At 72.7% G+C, this 19,148-nt stretch carries 16 protein-coding genes and 1 pseudogene; 11 read left to right on the top strand and 6 right to left on the bottom strand.

Annotated features, from left to right (window positions below):
- The first annotated feature begins 62 nt into the window (after nucleotides 1-62).
- The 3 genes from H299_RS0121770 (at nucleotide 63) to H299_RS0121760 (ending at nucleotide 4,902) form a co-directional block, all read left to right on the top strand.
- On the top strand, nucleotides 63-2,003 hold the full coding sequence (locus tag H299_RS0121770; protein WP_027750130.1) for a hypothetical protein: 1,941 nt from the start codon (nucleotides 63-65) through the stop codon (nucleotides 2,001-2,003).
- A gap of 257 nt (nucleotides 2,004-2,260) precedes the next feature.
- Nucleotides 2,261-3,031: a hypothetical protein gene (locus H299_RS37675; protein WP_027750129.1), complete on the top strand. Its 771-nt coding sequence runs from the start codon at nucleotides 2,261-2,263 to the stop codon at nucleotides 3,029-3,031.
- 386 nt (nucleotides 3,032-3,417) lie between these two features.
- Nucleotides 3,418-4,902 (top strand): GntP family permease, encoded by a 1,485-nt coding sequence (locus tag H299_RS0121760; RefSeq protein ID WP_027750128.1) that lies wholly within the window; start codon nucleotides 3,418-3,420, stop codon nucleotides 4,900-4,902.
- A 78-nt stretch (nucleotides 4,903-4,980) separates the two neighbouring features.
- On the opposite strand, the gene H299_RS0121755 is transcribed toward H299_RS0121760, so the two are convergent.
- Nucleotides 4,981-5,682 carry a FadR/GntR family transcriptional regulator gene (locus H299_RS0121755; RefSeq protein ID WP_027750127.1) on the bottom strand — a complete coding sequence of 234 codons (702 nt, stop codon included), beginning with the start codon at nucleotides 5,680-5,682 and terminating at the stop codon, nucleotides 4,981-4,983.
- A 127-nt stretch (nucleotides 5,683-5,809) separates the two neighbouring features.
- Between H299_RS0121755 and H299_RS0121750 the strand changes: the two genes are divergently transcribed.
- On the top strand, nucleotides 5,810-6,310 hold the full coding sequence (locus H299_RS0121750; protein WP_027750126.1) for a gluconokinase: 501 nt from the start codon (nucleotides 5,810-5,812) through the stop codon (nucleotides 6,308-6,310).
- 24 nt (nucleotides 6,311-6,334) lie between these two features.
- Here H299_RS0121750 and H299_RS39250 read toward each other — a convergent pair whose 3' ends face one another.
- The 4 genes from H299_RS39250 to H299_RS0121730 all read right to left on the bottom strand — a co-directional run bounded on the left by H299_RS39250 (nucleotide 6,335) and on the right by H299_RS0121730 (nucleotide 10,177).
- Entirely contained in the window at nucleotides 6,335-6,490 is a 156-nt protein-coding gene (locus H299_RS39250; protein WP_106965841.1) for an SCO1431 family membrane protein, read from the bottom strand.
- A 158-nt stretch (nucleotides 6,491-6,648) separates the two neighbouring features.
- Nucleotides 6,649-7,842: an acyltransferase family protein gene (locus H299_RS35485; RefSeq protein WP_078512927.1), complete on the bottom strand. Its 1,194-nt coding sequence runs from the start codon at nucleotides 7,840-7,842 to the stop codon at nucleotides 6,649-6,651.
- The gene (locus H299_RS0121735; RefSeq protein ID WP_027750125.1) at nucleotides 7,839-9,200 is read right to left on the bottom strand and encodes a polysialyltransferase family glycosyltransferase; all 1,362 of its coding nucleotides are present in this window, start codon (nucleotides 9,198-9,200) and stop codon (nucleotides 7,839-7,841) included. The genes H299_RS35485 and H299_RS0121735 overlap by 4 nt, the downstream gene beginning before the upstream one ends.
- Nucleotides 9,200-10,177 carry a glycosyltransferase family 2 protein gene (locus H299_RS0121730; RefSeq protein WP_027750124.1) on the bottom strand — a complete coding sequence of 326 codons (978 nt, stop codon included), beginning with the start codon at nucleotides 10,175-10,177 and terminating at the stop codon, nucleotides 9,200-9,202. Before H299_RS0121730 ends, H299_RS0121735 begins: the two co-directional genes overlap by 1 nt.
- A 187-nt stretch (nucleotides 10,178-10,364) precedes the next feature.
- Between H299_RS0121730 and H299_RS0121725 the strand changes: the two genes are divergently transcribed.
- The 5 genes from H299_RS0121725 (at nucleotide 10,365) to H299_RS0121705 (ending at nucleotide 16,559) form a co-directional block, all read left to right on the top strand.
- On the top strand, nucleotides 10,365-11,933 hold the full coding sequence (locus H299_RS0121725; protein ID WP_078512926.1) for a DUF6716 putative glycosyltransferase: 1,569 nt from the start codon (nucleotides 10,365-10,367) through the stop codon (nucleotides 11,931-11,933).
- An 83-nt stretch (nucleotides 11,934-12,016) separates the two neighbouring features.
- Nucleotides 12,017-13,345, top strand: coding sequence for an acylneuraminate cytidylyltransferase (locus H299_RS0121720; protein ID WP_078512925.1), 1,329 nt, complete (start codon nucleotides 12,017-12,019; stop codon nucleotides 13,343-13,345).
- Between the two features lie 19 nt (nucleotides 13,346-13,364).
- Entirely contained in the window at nucleotides 13,365-14,303 is a 939-nt protein-coding gene (locus H299_RS0121715) for an N-acetylneuraminate synthase family protein (RefSeq protein ID WP_027750121.1), read from the top strand.
- Nucleotides 14,304-14,506: 203 nt separating this feature from the next.
- Nucleotides 14,507-15,709: a hypothetical protein gene (locus H299_RS35480; protein WP_486587370.1), complete on the top strand. Its 1,203-nt coding sequence runs from the start codon at nucleotides 14,507-14,509 to the stop codon at nucleotides 15,707-15,709.
- Nucleotides 15,710-15,794: 85 nt separating this feature from the next.
- Nucleotides 15,795-16,559 carry a YqjF family protein gene (locus H299_RS0121705; protein ID WP_486587364.1) on the top strand — a complete coding sequence of 255 codons (765 nt, stop codon included), beginning with the start codon at nucleotides 15,795-15,797 and terminating at the stop codon, nucleotides 16,557-16,559.
- Between the two features lie 305 nt (nucleotides 16,560-16,864).
- On the opposite strand, the pseudogene H299_RS40555 reads toward H299_RS0121705, so the two are convergent.
- Nucleotides 16,865-17,158: pseudogene (locus H299_RS40555) on the bottom strand (flavoprotein); the annotation flags it as partial.
- 157 nt (nucleotides 17,159-17,315) lie between these two features.
- Here H299_RS40555 and H299_RS0121695 point away from each other — a divergent pair.
- Both H299_RS0121695 and H299_RS0121690 read left to right on the top strand, forming a co-directional pair.
- Nucleotides 17,316-18,560, top strand: a complete 1,245-nt coding sequence (locus H299_RS0121695) for a helix-turn-helix domain-containing protein (protein WP_027750118.1) — start codon at nucleotides 17,316-17,318, stop codon at nucleotides 18,558-18,560.
- A 153-nt stretch (nucleotides 18,561-18,713) separates the two neighbouring features.
- Nucleotides 18,714-19,043 (top strand): DUF6415 family natural product biosynthesis protein, encoded by a 330-nt coding sequence (locus tag H299_RS0121690; protein ID WP_027750117.1) that lies wholly within the window; start codon nucleotides 18,714-18,716, stop codon nucleotides 19,041-19,043.
- The last annotated feature ends 105 nt before the right edge of the window (nucleotides 19,044-19,148 follow it).

Below are 19,148 nucleotides of genomic sequence, written 5' to 3'. Positions count from 1 at the left end.
GGTCCGCGTGACACCGTTCGGGGACTGTGTGAGCCTGCCGAGGTGAGCACGAAGGAGGTCCGGTGAGCGAGGACGAGAAGTTCCGCCTCGGGGAGTTCAGCGTCCGGCTGGCGAGTGACGACCTCGACGTCGTCAGCCAGGCGCTGGACGACTACCAGCAGGCGCAGGCGGACACCAGGTGGGGTGTGGACAACCCCTACCGGCCGCTGGCGGACGAGGCGCGCTCCGCCGCCCGGACCCTCCTCGGTCTGCCTCCGTCCGGCCGCAGCCATGACAGCGCCCTCACCGTGCTGATGCACCTCGCTGAGGGACAGGACGCGGACCTGATCGCCGACGCCCTCGAAGGCGCCCCGGACGCCGGCGTCCGGGAGGACGCGCTGCTCGCGGCCGGCACCGCTTTCGCGGAGGGCGAGGAGCCGAACCGGCGGCTGCTGGCCCTGGTCACGGCCCTCGTGCTGGACGAGGGCCTCGAGGTGGAGGAGCGCAAGGTGGCCATGATGGCCCTGGACGGTCTCGACACACCCGAGGTCGAGGACTTCCTGGTCGGGCTCAGCGAGTCCCCCGAACTGGAGATCCAGGTGTGCGCGGCCGGTTACCTCGCCACGCCGCTGCGGCTCCGCGTCCACCGTGAGCGTGTCGGGCGGCTCGTGAAGTCCTGGCCCGCGGACGCGGGTTGGGAGGCAGAGCAGGTTCGGGAAGCGGTCGAGGGCTTCCACAGCATCTACTGGAAAGACGCCCAGCCGTACGATCCGGCGCTCCGGAAGGCCCATGACGAGCTGAGGTTCCCGCTCAGCGACGAGGACGCTCTGCGGGCGTTCACCACCCTGCTCCGCAGCGAGGACCCAGCCGCCGTCGGTATCGCGCTCGACCACTTCGAGTCCTCGGAGGGGCTGCGGCATGTCCTGGAGGACGAGGAACGTGCCGACGCCTACCTGCCCGAGGTGCTGGCCCGCGCGCGTGAGGTGCTCCGGCGTCCGCTGCCTCCCGCCGAGGTGAGCGCCCTGAACATGCTCGGGAGGCGGCACTTGGAGCCCGCCGACGCGGGCCTGCTCCTGGACGTGCTGACGCGTACGGACTCGGCAGCGGTGCGCGACAAGGCCGTCTGGATGGCTTCCGGTGTGCTCGGCGAGGCCGAGGGGCGGGACGGGAGGCTCGTCGCCGCCCTGGGCGACCTGGTCCTCGACCCGTCCGCCGGTACGCAGGAGACCGCGATCCGCGTCCTGGCCGAGTGCCTCGGTGCGGACGCGGACGACATCCTGCTGCGGGCGCTCCGCGAATGCGAGCCGAAGGTACAGGCCCATGCGGCCTACTACCTGCTCACCACGGGAGCGCTGGACCGGCACCGCGCCGTTCTGGAGGAGGCCGCCGAGAGCTGGAATGACCGGCCTCCCGCGAGGCCCTGGGGCACGGACCTCCTGGGGCGGATCTTCGGCCTGCCGCACAGCGTCCACTGGGAAGGGCACCGGCTGGCCGGACCGGACCTGCATCGCGCACACAGGAGGCTGCGGGCACCGAGGGTGGACGAGTCGTACCACCAGGCGCTGCGCACGCTGCTCGGCAGCGATGACCACGCGGCCGTGGGCATCGCCCTCGACCACTGGTCGGCTCCCGGCGGTGCCGTGGAGCGGGGAGGCGAGGAAGCACGCTGCCCGGAGCGGCCTCTCGTCCTGGACCGCGTCCGGGAGGTGCTGCGGCAGCCACCTGCGCCGGGACACTTCAGCCGCACGTACGGGCCCGACGCCCTGCACTTCAGCGCACTGTCCGCGCTGGACGTCGTGGCGGCGGAGGAACCCTCGCTGCTGGCCGAGGTCGTGGAGGCCGCCGGGAGTGATCACGTCCGCCGGCGGGCCCTCGACGCGGTGGAGGCGGTGTTCAAGGACGCGGTGCAGGCTGACCCGCGGCTCGTCACGGCCCTGGGGAGTCTCGTCGGCGATCAGAGCGTGCCGTCGGACGACCGCGCCAGAGCACGGGCACTCCTGGACGAGGTGCCCCGAGCCCGGTGACGCCCACAACGACTTGGCCGATCCCGCGCCTTGCCGCGTGAACCTCCGGTTCGTCCACCCGCTCCTCGCGGGGGACTTCGCGCGGTATGCGGGCCACGGCGGCATCCTCCGCGAGCAGAACAGGCAGACCGCCGCAACCGCCTGGTTGCGGGTCGGTACCTCAACCACCCTGGCGGAACGGCTTGTTTGCCCCCGTGATCGACTGGCGGGCGGCGCTTGTATCGTCATGTGCCCAGAGTTTGACGGGAGATGGGTTCGTGACCGCTTTTGAGGACCGGCTGATGGCTCTGGTCGCCGAGTTGCGCGCGGCAGAGGGAATCACCGTGGTTGACGAGGATGAGGGTTCCCTCGCGACGTGGCTTACGGGCCCGGGGCATGCGCTCGATCTGATCGGCAAGGTTGCGGGAGACCGCCTTCCTCCTGTCATGGCGGAGAACTTCCACCGGTACGAATATCTGGACTGCTTCTGGAGCGGGGAGGATGCCGACGGCGCCGTCGGCGGCGAATTCTCGCTCAACCATCTGGTGAACGTCTGCGTGGGAGTAGCTCCCAAGGAGCTTCCCGACGCGGAGTGGCCGGCCGGGGCACGTGGCCAGGGCGGGATTCTGTGCAACATGATCGACGTGTACGGGCCGCAGGACGGGTACGAGGAGGATCGCGGCCTCCACGCGTTCGACTCACAGGGTGCCTCAGGGATCGGCGCGGTTGCCGGGTTCCTCGCAGGTGACGACGGATTCGAGACCGTCGAGGGAACCTCCGGGCACCCCGAGATCTGGTTCTCCGTCAACACGGAGGGGACCCTCGTGCGGCTCGACCTCACGTATCCCGAGTATCTGGAAACGCTGTTGCTGACCCGGGGGCTGTTCGGCTGGCAGTACCTCTACGCCGATCCGCACGACCCCGGGTTCGGCTGGTCCAGCCCGGATCTGGGACCGGGCCTCGACTTCCTGGAGCGGACCTTCCCCCACGACGACTTCTCCGAGCTGCGCGCCAGATCGGACTTGCTCGTCCAGGCCCGCGCCGAGTAGCGGGCTGCCTGCGCGGGATCACGCTGCCCTGCCTCGGCGTACATGCAGGCTGCGAGGATGTCCGCAGTCCCACGCACTGCGGTCCTGTGGCTGATCACCGCTCCGCCGGAGCTGCCGTCGTCCGCGACTGTCCGGACGATTCGCGTGCTGCCCGTCTGCGCGCGCGGGCCTCGGCCCAGTCCGCGGTCGTCGGTTCCCAACCGGAGGCCGACGCGGACACCTGCTGAGCTTGCGGTGCGCGTGCGTGGCGACTCTTCAGGGCCGCAAGCGGAATCTCGCACGTCCACTCGCGGACGCTATCGTATGACTTTTTCCGTCGAACCCTTGAATAGGTACTACCTATGGCGTAGCTTCCGGTTTCCGGCCCTCGGTATGGAGATGTGCATATGGAAGCGATGGACCCGGCCTACGGCACGGCGACGCTGCTGCTGATCGCGGCGGGCGCGGTGGCGGTGCTGCTGTTTCTGATCATGAAGGTGAAGCTGCACGCCTTCGTGTCCCTCGTCCTGGTCAGCGTGGTGACGGCGATCGCCGTCGGCTTCCCGCTCGCCGACATCCCCGACGTCCTGATGTTCGGCTTCGCCGACACCATCGGCTCGGTGGCGCTGCTGGTCGCCTTCGGCGTGATGCTCGGGCGGCTGCTGGAGGTGACCGGCGGCGCCCAGGTGCTGGCCGACACGCTCATCTCCCGGTTCGGGGAGAACCGGGCGCCGTTGGCGCTCGGCGTGGCCGCGCTGCTGTTCGGCTTCCCGATCTTCTTCGACGCCGGGCTCGTGGTGTTCCTGCCGATCATCCTGACCGTCGCCCGGCGGTTCGGCGGCTCCCTGCTGCTGTACGCCCTTCCGGCGGCAGGCGCTTTCGCGGCCATGCACGCGATCGTCCCGCCCCACCCCGGCCCGGTCGCGGCGGCCGAGCAGTTGGGCGGCGACATCGGGGTCACGCTGCTGATCGGCATCCCGATCGCGGTCGCGGCCTGGTATGTGGGCGTCTACCTGATCTCCCGGGTCCTGGGAGCCCGGGTGTACGTGCCGGTGACGGCGGCAGTCTTCGGGCAGGCCCGCGACGAGCTGGGCCGTACCCCGGAGGCCGCCGCCGAACAGGACGCGGCCGAGCGAAAGGGCGCCGCTGGGGAGGGCGCCGGGCAGGGCACCGCCGGGCAGGGCACCGGACCGGAGATCGGCGACCGCCCGCCCGCCTTCCTCACCGTCCTCCTCCTGCTGCTGATCCCGCTGGTGCTCATCTCCGGCGACACGGTGCTCGACACCCTGGTCACCGCCGGCGCGCTCGGCGAAGGACAGGGCTGGGTGGCCTTCTTCGGCCTGCTGGGCACCACCCCCGTGGCGCTGATGATCACCGTCGTGGTGGCGACGCTCGTGCTGGGCAAGCCGCGCACCTCCATGGAGGGCGTGCGGAAGATCGTCGACGACGGGCTGGGCCCGATCTGCGCGATCATCCTGATCACCGGCGCGGGCGGCATGTTCGGCGGCGTGCTGGAACTCAGCGGCATCGGTGGCGCGCTCAGTTCTTCGCTCTCCGGCCTGGGCATCTCGTTGATCCTCCAGGCGTTCATCATCGCCACGCTGCTGCGCGTCGCGCAGGGTTCGGCGACGGTGGCGCTGACCACGACCGGCGGGCTGATCGCCGGAGCGGTGAGCGAGGCGCAGTTGGGCGATGTGCAGATCGCGCTGCTGGTGGTGGCCATCGCGGCCGGCGCCACGGTCCTCTCGCACGTCAACGACTCGGGCTTCTGGCTGGTCAGCAGGTTCTTCGGGATGGACGAGAAGACCACACTCAAGACCTGGACCGTCGTGGAGACCACGCTCGGGCTCTCCGCCTTCGCCATCGCCCTGGGGCTGTGGGCGGTGGTCTGACCTTCAGCCGGCCCCCGGCTGCCCCGGCCCGCCCCCGCGTCACCCCCGTGGCGCAGGGGCGGGCCACCGCTTCCCAGGTCAGGGGGCCAGTACGTCCAGTTCCGCCATCGCGCCGACGGTGATCTGCCGGGTCAGCTCCTCGGCACGCGCCGCGTCCCCCTCCCGTACCGCCTCCGCCACCTGCACGTGCAGGGTGACGGCGGGCGGGTCCGGGTCGGTGAACATCACCTGGTGCTCGGTGCGCCCGGTCAGCACGGCCGCGACGACGTCGCCCAGCCGCGCGAACATGTCGTTGCCCGAGGCCCGCAGCACCACCCGGTGGAAGGCTATGTCGTGCACGAGATACGCGGCCAGCTGCTGGCCGCGCGAGGTGGCGACCATGCCGAGCGCGTGCTCGGTCAGTTCGGCGCACTGCCCGGCGGTGGCGTGCTCGGCGGCCAGCCGGGCGGCCACGGGCTCGACGGCGGAGCGCAGCATGGTCAGTGAGCGCAGCTGGCGCGAGCGGCCCTCGCCCTCCAGCCGCCAGCTGATCACCTGGGGGTCGAAGACGTTCCACTCCTCGGTGGGCCGCACCGTCACCCCGACCCGGCGGCGGGACTCCACCAGGTTCATCGACTCGAGCACGCGGATGGCCTCGCGCATGACCGTCCGCGACACCTCGAACTGCGCCTCGAGTTCGTCGGTGCGCAGCACGCTGCCGGGCGGGTACGCGCCCCCCGTGATGGCGGGCCCGAGGGAGGCGAGGACCTTCCCGTGCAGGCCGCGCCGCTGTGGTTCCATGCCCTCAGCCTACGGGGGAGGGCCGCACAGGCACTCGCATTATGTATGACTTTTAGGTCAACTATTCTGGTTACGTCGTACGTATCGCGCGTGCGTCCACGGGAGACAGGAAGACGGTGAGCTGCTGATGTCCGTTGCGCGCGTGGTGGTCGTGATGGGGGTGTCCGGCACGGGGAAGTCGACCGTGGGGCGGCTGCTGGCGGACCGGCTGGGCGTCCCGTACGCCGAGGCGGACGACTTCCACCCGCCGGGCAACATCGCCAAGATGTCCGCCGGCACCCCGCTGGACGACGCGGACCGCGCGCCCTGGCTGGACGCCATCGGCGCCTGGGCGCGCGACCACGGCGGCGGGGGCGGCGTCGTGAGCTGCTCGGCGCTCAAGCGGGTCTACCGCGACCGGCTCCGCGCCGCCGCGCCCGAGCTGTTCTTCCTGCATCTGACGGGCCCGCGCGCGCTGGTCGCCGAGCGGCTCGCGCACCGCCGGGGCCACTTCATGCCCAGCACGCTGCTGGACTCGCAGTACGCCACGCTGGAGGGGCTGGAGCCGGACGAGCGGGGGGTGGAGGTGTCGGTGGAGGCCGACCCGCGGACCCTCGCCGCCGCCGCGCTCGCCCGGGTGACCGGGTGACCGGGACCCGCGAGGGGTGCGCGGCTACATCAGGCCGAGCCGGGTGACCAGCACCGCGACGAGCACCAGCAGGGTCCAGCCCAGCAGCTCCTCGAGCAGCTTCTCGCGCCTGTCCCCGGACGGTCCGCCGGTGCGGGCGCGCGGGGCGGCCACCGAGGGGGCCGCGATCGCTTCGGTCATCGTGGGCTCCTGTGCTCGGTGAGGTGGGCTCGGTGAGGTGTGCTCCGGGACGCGGTGCCCGAGGGCGTGGTCGTGCCGACCAGCGTGCGCGGCCCGGGACCCGATCCACCAGGGCCCGGCCCGCTCTGTGAGCATTCCCACGCGCCTGCCGGGCCCGTTCAGCGGGTGAACTCCCGTTTCAGCCAGGGTGTCATCGGCCGCTCCACCAGCCGGTGCAGCAGCCAGGCGAGGACGAGCAGGCCGCCGACCGTCAGCGGCAGCACCGCCCAGGCGGGCATCCCGAACCCGCGGTGCAGGAACCGCACCGCCACCCAGCCCAGATGCTCGTGCACCAGGTAGAACGGGTAGGTCAAGGCCCCCGCGAGCGTCAGCCAGCTCCAGTTCGCCCACTGGAACCGGCCCAGCGCGATGGCGGCCACCAGCGCATAGCTCAACGTGACCACGGCGATGATCCCCACCGAACTGCGGTACGCGAACCCCGCCTCGGCCGCCGGGCGCCACAGGTCGGCCACCGCGTAGTGCTGCCCGATCAGCCAGCTCGCCAGCACCAGCCCCCAGGCCGTCGCGTCGTGCCCGAAGCGGTGGATCAGGTAGAGGCCCATGCCGCCGATGAAGAACGGCGCGTACTCCGGCATCGCCACCAGCTCCAGCGGCGGCCAGGCCGCGGCCTCACCCAGCACGGCGACGATCAGCCAGCCGCCGCAGAAGACCACCACCCGCCGCCGGGTGACGCCGGGGAAGACCACGAACACCAGGAAGAGGACGTAGAACCGCATCTCGACCCAGAGCGTCCAGCACACCCCCAGCACCCGGTCCACGCCCAGCGGCTGCTGGAGCATCGTCATGTTCACCAGCAGGTCGCTGGGGGTGACCGTCTCGAAGACCACCCAGGGCAGCGCGAATACCCCGGCGACCAGCAGCACCGACACCCAGTAGGCGGGCAGCAGCCGGGAGACGCGGGACGCGACGAAGGCGCGCGGTCCCCGCCCCCAGGCGCTCATGCAGATGACGAAGCCGCTGATGATGAAGAAGAGGTGCACGCCCAGGCAGCCGTACGCGAACAGCTTGTGCAGCGAGGGGAACTGCTGCGCGGGCGAGCTGCCCCAGGCCACCGAGATCTCGCCGCTGCGTCCGCCCAGGTGGTACGCGGCGACCATCAGCGCGGCCACCAGCCGCAGTCCGTCCAGCGCGCGCAGCCGCCGGTGCGCCGGGCGGGGCTCGGTGCCGGGCACGGTGCCGGGCACGGTGCCGGTGCCTGGGCCCGCCGCGCCCGGCGTCCGCGCCGACTGCGGGGGCAGCGGCCCCGGGTCCGGCGAGGGCAGGCCGGGCCGCCGCTGCGCGGGAGCGCTCACCGGCGCGCGCCGCGCTTGATCGCGCGCGCCCGGCGGGCCACCCGGCGCACCACCGCGTTGCGCGGCAGGAACGCCAGCTGCGAGGGGACCGCGCCCGGCAGCGCCAGCGCGGTCAGCCGCCGCCGCTTGAAGTAGCGCCAGGTGTGGTCGGTCAGCCGGGTCGACAGATACCGCTCCGCGTCCTTCCGCAGCCCCGGGTAGATCTGCGCCTGCATGCAGAAGCCCACCGCCCGTACGAGGCCGGTGACCTCCTCCTCGACGTGCGCGGCGGACGGTACCTTCCAGGACTCGACGGCCGCCGCGTCCTCGATGTCCGGCAGCAGCGCGTCGACCAGGGTGACCGGTATGCGGTTGCTGTTCTGGTACGGCGTCAGCCGCTCCAGCAGCAGCCCCGTACCGCTGCGGGCGACCGGCAGGCCGTAGAGCGCGGCGGCGGTCATCAGCGCGGTGGAGAAGCAGCCGACGACCAGGGCCGGGCGCAGCCGCTCGTACAGCACCTCCGCCAGCAGCGGGGTCTCCAGCACGGTCAGCTCGACGCCCAGCTCGCCCGCCTCCTTCTCCAACGCCCGCGAGAAGCGGGCCGGGGCGACCGGGTGCGGCTTGAACAGGACGCGGCGGTGGCCCAGTGCGGCGGCGCCGCGCAGCATCGTCACGTGCAGCTGCTCCTCCTCCTCGGCGCTGAGGATGCCCAGCGCCGAGAGGTACTGGCCCAGCAGCAGCACCGGCCGCGTGCCCACCGTGCCCGCCGGTGCGGGCGGCGCCTCCTGGGCCAGTTCGGCCAGTACGGCGGTGAACGCCTGGGTGGGCACCACCTCCGGCGCCACCGCGAACTCGGTCAGCAGCAGCGGACGCAGCCCCGGCAGCAGGTCCAGGTGCAGCAGCCGCCGCACCCGGGTGCCCACCAGCGGGTCGAGCTTGTTGCGGGTGGGGCCGTAGCTCATCAGGCCGTCCGCGTACACGTCGACGGGGGCGTCGGGGAAGATCTGCGTCAGCGCGAGCGCCGGATTGACCTGGAGGGACTCCACGATCAGCTCGACCGGGTCCTGGTGCGGCTCGCCCAGCCCCCACAGCAGCCGCAGGTGCCGCTCCCACAGCGGCACGTCGTCCGCGCGGGGCGACCAGCCGCTGGGGTGGAAGGGGCGGATGGTCTCGTTCCACGACAGCACCCGGTCGAAGCGGGTGCGCAGCCGCTCGAAGCCCGCCATGCGGTCCAGCGGCGGCGTCGTCTCCGGCGTCGCGGCGTTGTTGGCCACCAGCAGCAGCCGCCGGTCGGCCGGCGCGAAGCACTCCGCGTCGATCGCGGCGGCCAGCGTGGCGGCGCCGTACAGGGTGGAGGCGAAGAAGATCTGTGTACGCATCAGGCAGCGGCCTCCCCTGCGGACGTCGGACGCCGGCGCAGCCGCCGGAGCTTGGTCGCGCGCTGGACGTCCATCGAGTCCAGCGCGCCGGTCAGCACGTCGGAGGGCAGCCTGCGCAGCGCGGCGGCGCTCATGGCGCGCAGCTTGCGAGCCACCTGCGGCTCGAACCTGCCGCTGTTCAGGTGGTGGGAGATGATCGCGCAGTAGGTGCGCACCGCCTTCGGCAGCAGCACCTCCGCCTCCCGGTCCCGCGAGGTCTCCTCGATCACCTGGTCGAAGGCGCGGATGAAGTCCAGCTGCCGCACGTCGCCCACCTGGGTCAGCGACGAGGCCACCCCGCGCCGGTAGAAGACGCCCATCAGGCCGACCACGGCGAAGGAGCGCGCCTCCCGGTGCAGCCGCCAGATCCACGGCCGGTCCTCGGCGGTGCGCAGCCCGTCGGTGAAGTGCAGCAGCCCCTCGTCCAGCAGCCTGCGGTGGTAGACGCCCGCCCAGGCGTAGGCGTAGTCGACCGAGGTGCTGCGGTCGGCGGGGAGGATCGCGCCGCGCGGGTCGGCGGAGACGCCCCGGCGGCCGTGCGGGACGCGGGAGAGCGTACGGGCGCGCGCCGTGCACTGGACGTGGTCCGTGCGCACGAAGTCGCAGCCGAGCTGCTCGATGGCGCCCACCAGTTCACCGTAATAGCCGGGGGCCAGCCAGTCGTCCCCGTCGAGAAAGGTGACGTACTCGCCGTTCGCGGCATCGAGGCCGGTGTTTCTGGCGGTGGCGAGACCGCCGTTCTTCTGGTGCCGCAGCAGGACGGCGCCGGGAATTTCGCGCGCTGCGCGCTCCAGAATTTCCGGAGTCCCGTCGGTCGAGCAGTCGTCGACAAGAAGGAATTCGAAATCCGCCCGGGTGTTGAGCCGGAGACTTCTCAGGGTGTCCGGGGCGTACGACTGCACGTTGTAGAACGGCACGATGACGGAGAGCTTGACCACTCGCGTGACATTAGGCGGCCCCCCGGCATCCGTCTTGACTTCCCGAGTACGCAGAGGTGAACGACGAATGGCGGGATGGTTAACCAGGTGACTTCCGGGCCGGGTTGGCCGTACGTCGATCCGCTGTTAACCGTCTGTTGTAGTCCCGTTGGGCCGGGAATCGAAATGCCTTCCTAGCGTCTGGGACGTGCCCTCTCGTACCTCTCACGCCCCTCTCGCTTCGCCATCTCCCGCAGTGCGGATCGCGGTTCTCGCCGATTCCGACACCCGGTGGAAGTGGGGCGCGCTCACCGCCCGCCGCCTCGTCCCCGAAGCCCGGATCGACGGGCTGCTGCTGCGCGGACGCGCCACCCCGACCCCCCGGCAGCTCGCCGAGGTGGGTGTGGAGGCGGACTCGGTGCGCGAGGTGACCGGGACGCAGTTCGTCCGCGCGGCGGGGGACCGCACTGCGTACGACGTGGTGGTGCTCGCCTGCGTCGGCGGCGCCGTGCAGGCGATGCTGCACGGACTGGCCGCGCACGTGCGCGCCGCGCACCCGCGGGGCCTCGCGGGGGCGGGGGTGCCCCGGCCGGTCCTGGTCACCGGCTATGTGGGGATCGTCTACGAGAAGCTCGCCGACGGGCTGCTGCTGCGGCACGGCGCCGACCTCGTACTCGCCAACTCGCGGCACGACGCGGAACGCTTCCGCGCGGTGTACGAGGGCGTCGGCGCCTCTGCGGAGTCCGTCGTCGAGTGCGCGCTGCCCTTCCTCGACGGGTCGGGACGCCCGGCGCGCCGCCCGGCCGGGGGGACGGGCGGCGGGCAGGACGGTGCGGGGGAGGACGGTGGCGCGGCGGCGGACCCGCCGTCGGCCGTGCCCGAGGCCGTGCCCGTGCCCGAGGCCGTGCCCGTGCCCGCGTCCGAGCACGGCGTCGGGCACGGCCCGTTCACCGTCGTGTTCGCCGTGCAGCCGTCGGTCCCGGACAACCGCACCGACCGCGCGTACCTGCTGCGCCGTGCCGTCGAGCACGCCCGCAGACACCCCGGCCGCGAGGTGCTGGTCAAGCTGCGCAGCAAGCCCGGCGAACACACCACGCACATCGAGGAGGAGCCGTACCAGAAGCTCGCCGCCAGGCTGCCCGGCGGGCTGCCGCCCAACTGCCGTCTCGTGTACGGCCACATGGGTGAGGTGCTGGACCGCAGCGACCTGCTGGTGACGGTCAGCTCCACCGCCGCCCTCGAATCCCTCCACCGCTCCGTGCCGACCGCCGTCCTCACCGACCTCGGCGTACGCGAGGCGCTCGGGAACCATCACTTCCTCGGCTCCGGCTGCCTCGCCTCCTGGGACGAGCTGGACGCGGGGCTGCTGCCCGCCGCCGACCCGGCCTGGACCGCCCGCCAGGGCGTCTGCCCCGCCGGCGCGGACGCGGACGCGGACGGCGACGCGGACGCCGACGGCCGCAGCGCCTACGACGCCGCGTTCGACGCCGCCCGCACCCGGGTCGCCGACCTCGTCGCCCGCGCCGGACGCGACGGTCTGCCGCTGCCCGCTCCGTACTACACGCCCACCACCGCGCCCGGCTACCTGCCGCGCGTGCTCGCCCGGTACGGCCTGGAGCCCGACGGCACCCCGCGTCCCGGCGCGGCAGACCCGGAGGCGGACGACTCCGGGGTCCGCAGGGCCGTGCGCAACGCCGTGCGCGAAGCCGCCCGGGGCGCGTACCGCCACGGCGTGCAGCGCGTCGCGCCGGTCATCCGCCGGATGGGGCAGCTGTGAGCACGCCCCGGCGCCCGCGCTCCGCCGCCACCGAAGAGCAGGCCGCACCACAGGCCGCACCACAGGCCCCGAAGGGAACCCCGATGGCCCCCGCCGAGCAGCACCCCGAGTACCCCGAGCAGGCCGAGCATCCCGCCTGCCCCGCGCGGCGCGTGCTCGCCGTGATCCCGGCGCGCGGCGGCTCCAAGGGCGTGCCCGCGAAGAACCTCGCCGATGTCGGCGGCGTACCGCTGGTCGCCCGCGCGGTGGCCGCCTGCCTGGCCGCGCCGCTGGTCACGCACGTCGCGGTCTCCACGGACGACGCGGGCATCGCCGAGGTGGCGCGCCGTGCCGGCGCCGAGGTCGTCGAGCGGCCGGACGACATCGCGGGCGACCTGGCTACCAGCGAGGCGGCCGTACTGCACGCGATGGACACGCACGAGGCGCGCCACGCGCACCCCGTCGACGCGGTGCTGCTCGTGCAGTGCACCAGCCCGTTCCTGACCGCCGACGACATCGAGGGCGTGGCCTCGGCCGTGGTCGAGGCGGGCGCGGACAGCGCGCTGGCCGTCGCCCCCTTCCACGGCTTCGTCTGGCGCGCGGGCGACGGGAGCGCCGCCGCGCCGCGCGAGAGCGCCGGGGGCGACGGCGTCAACCACGACAAGTCCTTCCGGCCGCGCCGTCAGGACCGCCCGCAGGACTACCTGGAGACCGGCGCCGCGTACGCCATGGACGCGCCCGGCTTCCGCAAGGCGGGGCACCGCTTCTTCGGCCGCACCGAACTGGTGCGCACGGACCCGGCGCGCGTGCTGGAGATCGACGACCCGCACGACCTCGCCCGCGCCCGCGCCCTCGCACCGCTGCTGGACCCCGGCGCCGGCCGGGACGGCCGGTGGGGCGGAGCGTACGCCGCGTCCGTCCTGCCCGCCGCCGTGCGCCCCGCGCCCCAGGCGTCGCGCCCCGAGCGCGAGGACATCGACGCGGTCGTACTCGACTTCGACGGCACCCAGACCGACGACAGGGTGCTCGTCGACTCCGAAGGACGGGAGCTGGTCGCCGTGCACCGCGGCGACGGCCTCGGCATCGCCGCGCTGCGCCGCGACGCGCTGAAGCTCCTGATCCTCTCCTCGGAGAAGAACCCGGTCGTCGCCGCACGGGCGAACAAGCTGCAGGTTCCCGTGCTGCACGGCATCGACCGGAAAGACCTCGCGCTCAAGCAGTGGTGCGAGGAGCAGGGCATCGCGCCGGAGCGCGTGCTCTACGTCGGCAACGACGTGAACGACCTGCCGTGCTTCGGCCTGGTCGGCTGGCCCGTCGCGGTCGCCGACGCGCATGACGTCGTGCGTGACGCGGCCCGCGCGGTCACCTCCGCACCTGGCGGTGCGGGAGCGATCCGCGAGATCGCCTCGTGGATTCTCGGCCCTTCCCTCTAGCAGAAAGAACCCTCTCCCCATGACTTCCAGCCACCGCCTTCGGACCCTGGGCGACAAGACCGCCGGCCCCGGCCGTCCCGTGTACGTCACCGGTGAGATCGGCATCAACCACAACGGCGAACTCGACAACGCCTTCGCCCTGATCGACGCCGCCGTCGATGCGGGCTGCGACGCCGTCAAGTTCCAGAAGCGCACCCCGGAGATCTGCACCCCGCGCGACCAGTGGGACATCGAGCGCGACACCCCCTGGGGCCGGATGACCTACATCGACTACCGCCACCGGGTGGAGTTCGGCGAGGACGACTACCGCAAGATCGACGAGTACTGCCGGGAGCGCGGCATCCACTGGTTCGCGTCGCCGTGGGACACCGAGGCCGTCGCGTTCCTGGAGAAGTTCGACGTCCCCGCGCACAAGGTGGCGTCCGCCTCGCTCACCGACGACGAGCTGCTGCGCGCGCTGCGCGGGACCGGCCGCACGATCATCCTCTCCACCGGCATGTCCACGCCGAAGCAGATCCGGCACGCGGTCGAGGTGCTCGGCAGCGAGAACATCCTGCTCTGCCACGCCACTTCGACGTACCCGGCCAAGGCCGAGGAACTCAACCTGCGGATGATCCACACCCTCCAGGCCGAGTTCCCGAACGTGCCGATCGGCTACAGCGGCCACGAGACCGGCCTCCAGACCACGCTGGCCGCCGTCGCCCTGGGCGCCACCTTCGTCGAGCGGCACATCACCCAGGACCGTGCCATGTGGGGCTCCGACCAGGCCGCCTCCGTCGAACCGCAGGGCCTCCAGCGCCTCGTGCGCGACATCCGCACCATCGAGGAGTCGCTGGGCGACGGCGTGAAGAAGGTGTACGACAGCGAGCTGGCGCCGATGAAGAAGCTGCGCCGGGTCAAGGGCGTCATCGCGGAGTCGGCGGAGACCGGCGCCGAGCGCGAACCCGCAGCGGTCTGAGCGGACCGGCGGAGTTGAACCACCTCCCAGCCCCCGAGCCGGACCCGGGAACGGCCGCACCGCGCACCCGTGTGCGCGGTGCGCGCCGTGCCGGGGCTGACGCCGGTGCCGCGGTCGCGACGGGGGCGGCCGCGGCACCGGGGGCCGCTGGAGCCGCGGGGGCCGCGCACACCCTCGCGTTCGTCGAGAGCCCCGTACAGCTGCTGAACCTGCTGGAGTGGGCGCACGGGGACGCGGTCCGCCGGGGCGCGTCCCGGCCGTCCGCGCATGGGGGCGGGGGCGGCGACGGCTGGGGGAGCGGGCCGCCGTCGGTGCCCGACTGCGAGACCGGGCCCGGCGCCGGACGGGGGAGCGCCGCGCCCGTCGCCGCGCCCGCGGTCGTGGCCCGGCCGGTGGTCGGGCCGTCGGTCGGCGCGGTGCCGCCGCCCGCCGCACCACCCGCCGCCGCAGCTGCGTCGGCCCCCGCGCTGACCGTCGTCGTGCTGCCGCCGCACGACCCGATGACGCGCGGTCAGCTGCGCCGTATGGCCGAACTCGCCCGCGACGAGGGGCACACCGTCCAGTGGGCCGAGGCGCGCGGCGGCGCCTCGGCGCCGGTCAAGACCATCGCCTCGCTGGCCCGCCCGCTGCGCCGCGCTCACCGGATCGTCATCGGCGACCCCTTCTCCCGCTACGTGCAGCTGCTGCTCAACCTCACCCCCGCCACCGACGTCGTGGTGGTCGACGACGGCACCGCCACCATGGAGTTCGTCGCCCAGCTGGCCAGCGGCGAACGCCTCACCCGCTGGCACCGCAAGGGCGCCGGGGGCCCGCGCGCCGCGCTCTTCGCCCCCGTCTCCAGACGGGCGCGCCACCGCCTCACCCCCGCCGACGGGCGCCGCGTCGAGGTCTTCAGCTCCATGCCGGTGGACGCGGCCGTCGCCGGACTCGGCGTCACCGTCACCGCCAACGACTTCGCCTGGACCCGTACCCGCTTCGGCCCGCCCCGGCTGACCAAGGGCACCGACCTGGTCGGCACCTCCCTGGTGGAGACCGGCGTGGTCGACGCCGAGCGCTACCTCGAAGCGGTCGCCCAGCTGGCCCGTACGCACGGCGCCACCCGCTACTTCGCGCACCGCCGGGAGAGCGCGGAGAAGCTGCACCGCGTCTCCACCGAGGCGGGCCTGGAGGTCGTACGGCCCGACCTGCCGCTCGAACTGGTCGCCCGGCGCGGCCCCATCGGCCATACGATCCTCAGCTTTCCCTCCACCGTGGTGCATACCCTTCCCCTGGCGCTGCGCGGCACCGGCGTCCAGGTCGCGGTCTGCGACGTGGACCCGGCCTGGCTGACCGACACGGCCTCCCCCCGCGCACAGGGCTTCCTCTCCGGCGTCACCCTCACCGCCCGCGCGGCCCGCCGCCTGTGAGACCCCCACGGCCCGGGCAGCGCAGCGGCGAGGACGCGGAACGACCTCGCCACGGGCGCGCGCATACCTCTGGGATGCTGGGGTGGTGACGTTCACCCCGCTGCCCCCGGAGCCGATATCGGCCGACGCGCCGGGGGCGATCGAGAGCCCGCTGCTCACCCAGTCCTGGCTCGACCTGACCTTCCTGCACTGGGCCGTGGACCCGGCCAAGGTCGCCGGACTGCTCCCGCCCGGTGTCCGGCCCGACACGCTGCACGGGATGACGTACGTGGGGCTGGTCGCCTTCCGCATGTACCGCGTGGGGTGGTTCCGGCTCCCCGGGACGCCGTATCTGGGCACCTTCCCCGAGACCAATGTGCGGCTCTACTCGGTGGACGCGCGCGGGCGGCGCGGCGTGGTCTTCCTTTCGCTGGACGCCTCGCGCCTGGTGCCGGTGGTGATGGCCCGGCTCGGTTTCCGGCTGCCCTACCTGTGGTCCCGGATGGCCGTCCGCGACGGCGGGGACACCCTCACCTACACCAGCTCGCGCCGCTGGCCCGGCCCGCGCGGCGCGCACAGTCGCCTCACCGTACGCAAGGGCGTACCGCTCGCGGAGCCGACCGAGCTGGAGCACTTCCTGACCGCCCGCTGGGGCATGCACAACGCCTTCTTCGGACGGCCCCTGTACCTGCCCAACGCCCACCCCCGCTGGGCACTGCACCGGGCGGAGCTGCTGGAGTGCGACGAGGACCTCGTACGGGCGGCGGGCCTGCCGCAGCCGGTGGGGGAGCCGGTGAGCGTGCTGTACTCACCAGGCGTCCCGGTGCGCTTCGGCCGTCCGGCCCGCCCGGCAGGCATCCCGACCCCCTGAGGGCGCTGCCACCCGGCGGCCCGCAGCTCCGGCTGCCCGCGCTGCCGATCTCGCGCTGCGTCAGAACGCGCCGCCGACGGCGCGCCGCGCTGCGGCCAACCCGAGGTGCCAGGGGAACCCTCCGGGTCGCCCTGCTTGGGCGGATGCGGTTCGCCCGGGCCCCGTACGATCCGGACGCCCTGCTCCTCCAGCGTTGCCAACGCCCGGGGCACGGCCGGTTGTGCGTCCAGTGCGGCGCTCCAGAACGGCATGGCCACCACCGGCACGCCCAGATGCACCGTCTCGGCCGCGATGCCCAGGGCCACCGTGTCGGTGATCCCGGCCGCCCACTTGCACAGACTGGCGCTGGTCAACGGGCTCACCACGATGGCGTCCGCCTTGGGCAGGGCATCGGTCTCCCACGGCAGTTTGTACTGTGACCGCACCGCGTGCCCCGTCAACTTCTCCAGCTCGAGCTTCCGCGCCCCCCACCAGCGAGCTGCGGAAGGCGTGAGGATCACGCACACGTCCCATCCCTGCCGCTGCGCTTCACGCACCGGGGCATCGATGTACCGTGCGGGTCCCGCCGCGCACGCGATCAAGTAGAGCACTCGGGTCATACCCCGCAGTCCACACCGGCCGGTTCAGTCCGGTCAATGGGCCCTGGGGGGAGCAGACTTCCACCAGCTGCACCACGGGTGAGCCGAGCCCGACCGTGCCACGCGACGGGGGTCGTGGGCGTACCGTTCTGGTGTCGAGTCAGGAACGGAGCGCAGCATGTCGCACGCCTCTGGGAGCTTGGGAGAGAACGTCAGGGCGCACCGGCGCACGGCAGGGTTGAGTCAGGAACGGCTCGCGCACGACGCGGGTTTGTCGGTTTCCGTCATCCGCAAGATCGAGCAGGGCGGGCAGGCCCGGGTGGAGACCCTGCACAGGGTCGCTCGTGCCCTCTGTGTTCCCACCTCAGCCCTTTTCGGCACCGCCGCCCCTCAGCCCGTCATCGGGGACGAGGCCAATCGCCAGATCCTCGCCGATCTCCGTAAGACACTGATGCCTCCGGTCGGCCTGGCCGATGTCGTGCTCGCACCCGGCGATGCCGACGCGCTGTCGGCGCTGCGGCGACGCGTGCGCGACGGACACGCGCTCTACCACGCCGACCGCTACCACGCGGTGGCGCGCATGCTTCCGCAGCTGTTGCGCGGGACGGCAGCCACCGCGTCCGCAGCCACGGGCGAGGAGTTGCGGGAAGCTCTCGCCCTCCGGAGCCAGGCCCTCCTGCTCGCGGGGAAGTACCTGACCCAGGTGCGGCAATACGACATGGCGTACCAGGCACTCGCCGAGGGCATCCGCGTCGCGCGTGAGGCGGACAGGACGCTGGCTGCGGCCACCGGCGTGGTCGGCATGTGCTGGCTGCTGCTGCGCCAGGACCGCTTCGACGAGAGCGAGCAACTGGCAGTCGCCACGGCCCGGCTGGTCGAGCCTCGGATCTCCGGTGCGTCTGCCGGTGAACTCGCCGTGTGGGGCGAGCTGTCGTTGCGGATCGCCTCGGCCGCCCTGCGCAACAACCGGCCGGACGACGCGGCAGAGGCCCGGCGCATGGCGGCGGCAGCGGCGGGCGCGCTGGATCAGGAGCACCTGGACCACCAGACCCACTGGACGACCTTCGGGCCGGTGACGGCGGAGCTGAAAGCGGTCGAGGATCTGTCGGTCGCGGGAGACGCTCGGGGAGTGCTGCGCCGCACGGACGAAGGGCGCCTGTCCCCGAAGGCGTTGCGGAAGTTCGGCAAGCCGAGCGCGAACAACTGGGACCGGCACCGCCTGGACGTGGCGCGAGCGTACGTGGGGCTGGGCTCGACACAGGACGGGATGGACGAGCTGGCTCGGCTCAGGCGAACATCGGGGCACTGGCTCCAGCATCAACCGATGGCGCGGTACGTCATGCAGGATCTGCTGAAGGCGCGGAAGCGAACGTTGACGAAGGAGATGCGCGAACTGGCGGTTCACCTGCGGGTCCACGCCTGACTACCACGAGGCGTGGCAGTGCGCGGAAGGCTTGTGCCGAACTGCCCCCGTCCGCGCGTGGTCTCGCACCAGGCCACTTCCCTACGGTCTGTGAGTACTTGATCGCTCACTCTCCGGAGGTGCCTGATGTCGCCTGCCCTGCCTGTGCCTGCTGTGCCCGATGCGGCTGTGGTGCGGGCGGTGATAGAGCGGGCGCAGGCCGCGCTCGCCGATCCGGGGCGGCCGGATCTGGCGTTGCTGGAGGCGGAGTTGCGTGCGCACGCGTCCGCGTTGCTGGTGGCGGCGGAGGCAGCCGCGAAGGCGGAGGATCTGTGGCGCGGCTCGCTGGTGTGGTGGCAGAAGCGGTCGCGGCTGGACATGGTGCGGCACACGTTGGAGTGGCCGCCCGCGACCACACCGGTGATCGCGCACGCGCATGTCTTCTTGCTGACCACCGACTGCGGTGTCCTGCTCGGGTTTCTGGAAGAGGGGGACGCGCGGTGACGCGGCGGCCCGAAGCGGTCGTGACGGCGCAGACGGTGCACATCGGGGACACCGTGCGGGTCTACGGCGCCCCGCGCGTCGTACTCAACCTCCGCGCACTGCCCG

Source organism: Streptomyces sp. CNH287 (genome assembly GCF_000424825.1).
The sequence above is the reverse complement of the archived record's forward strand: the minus strand, read 5'-3'. Positions and strand labels throughout refer to the sequence as shown.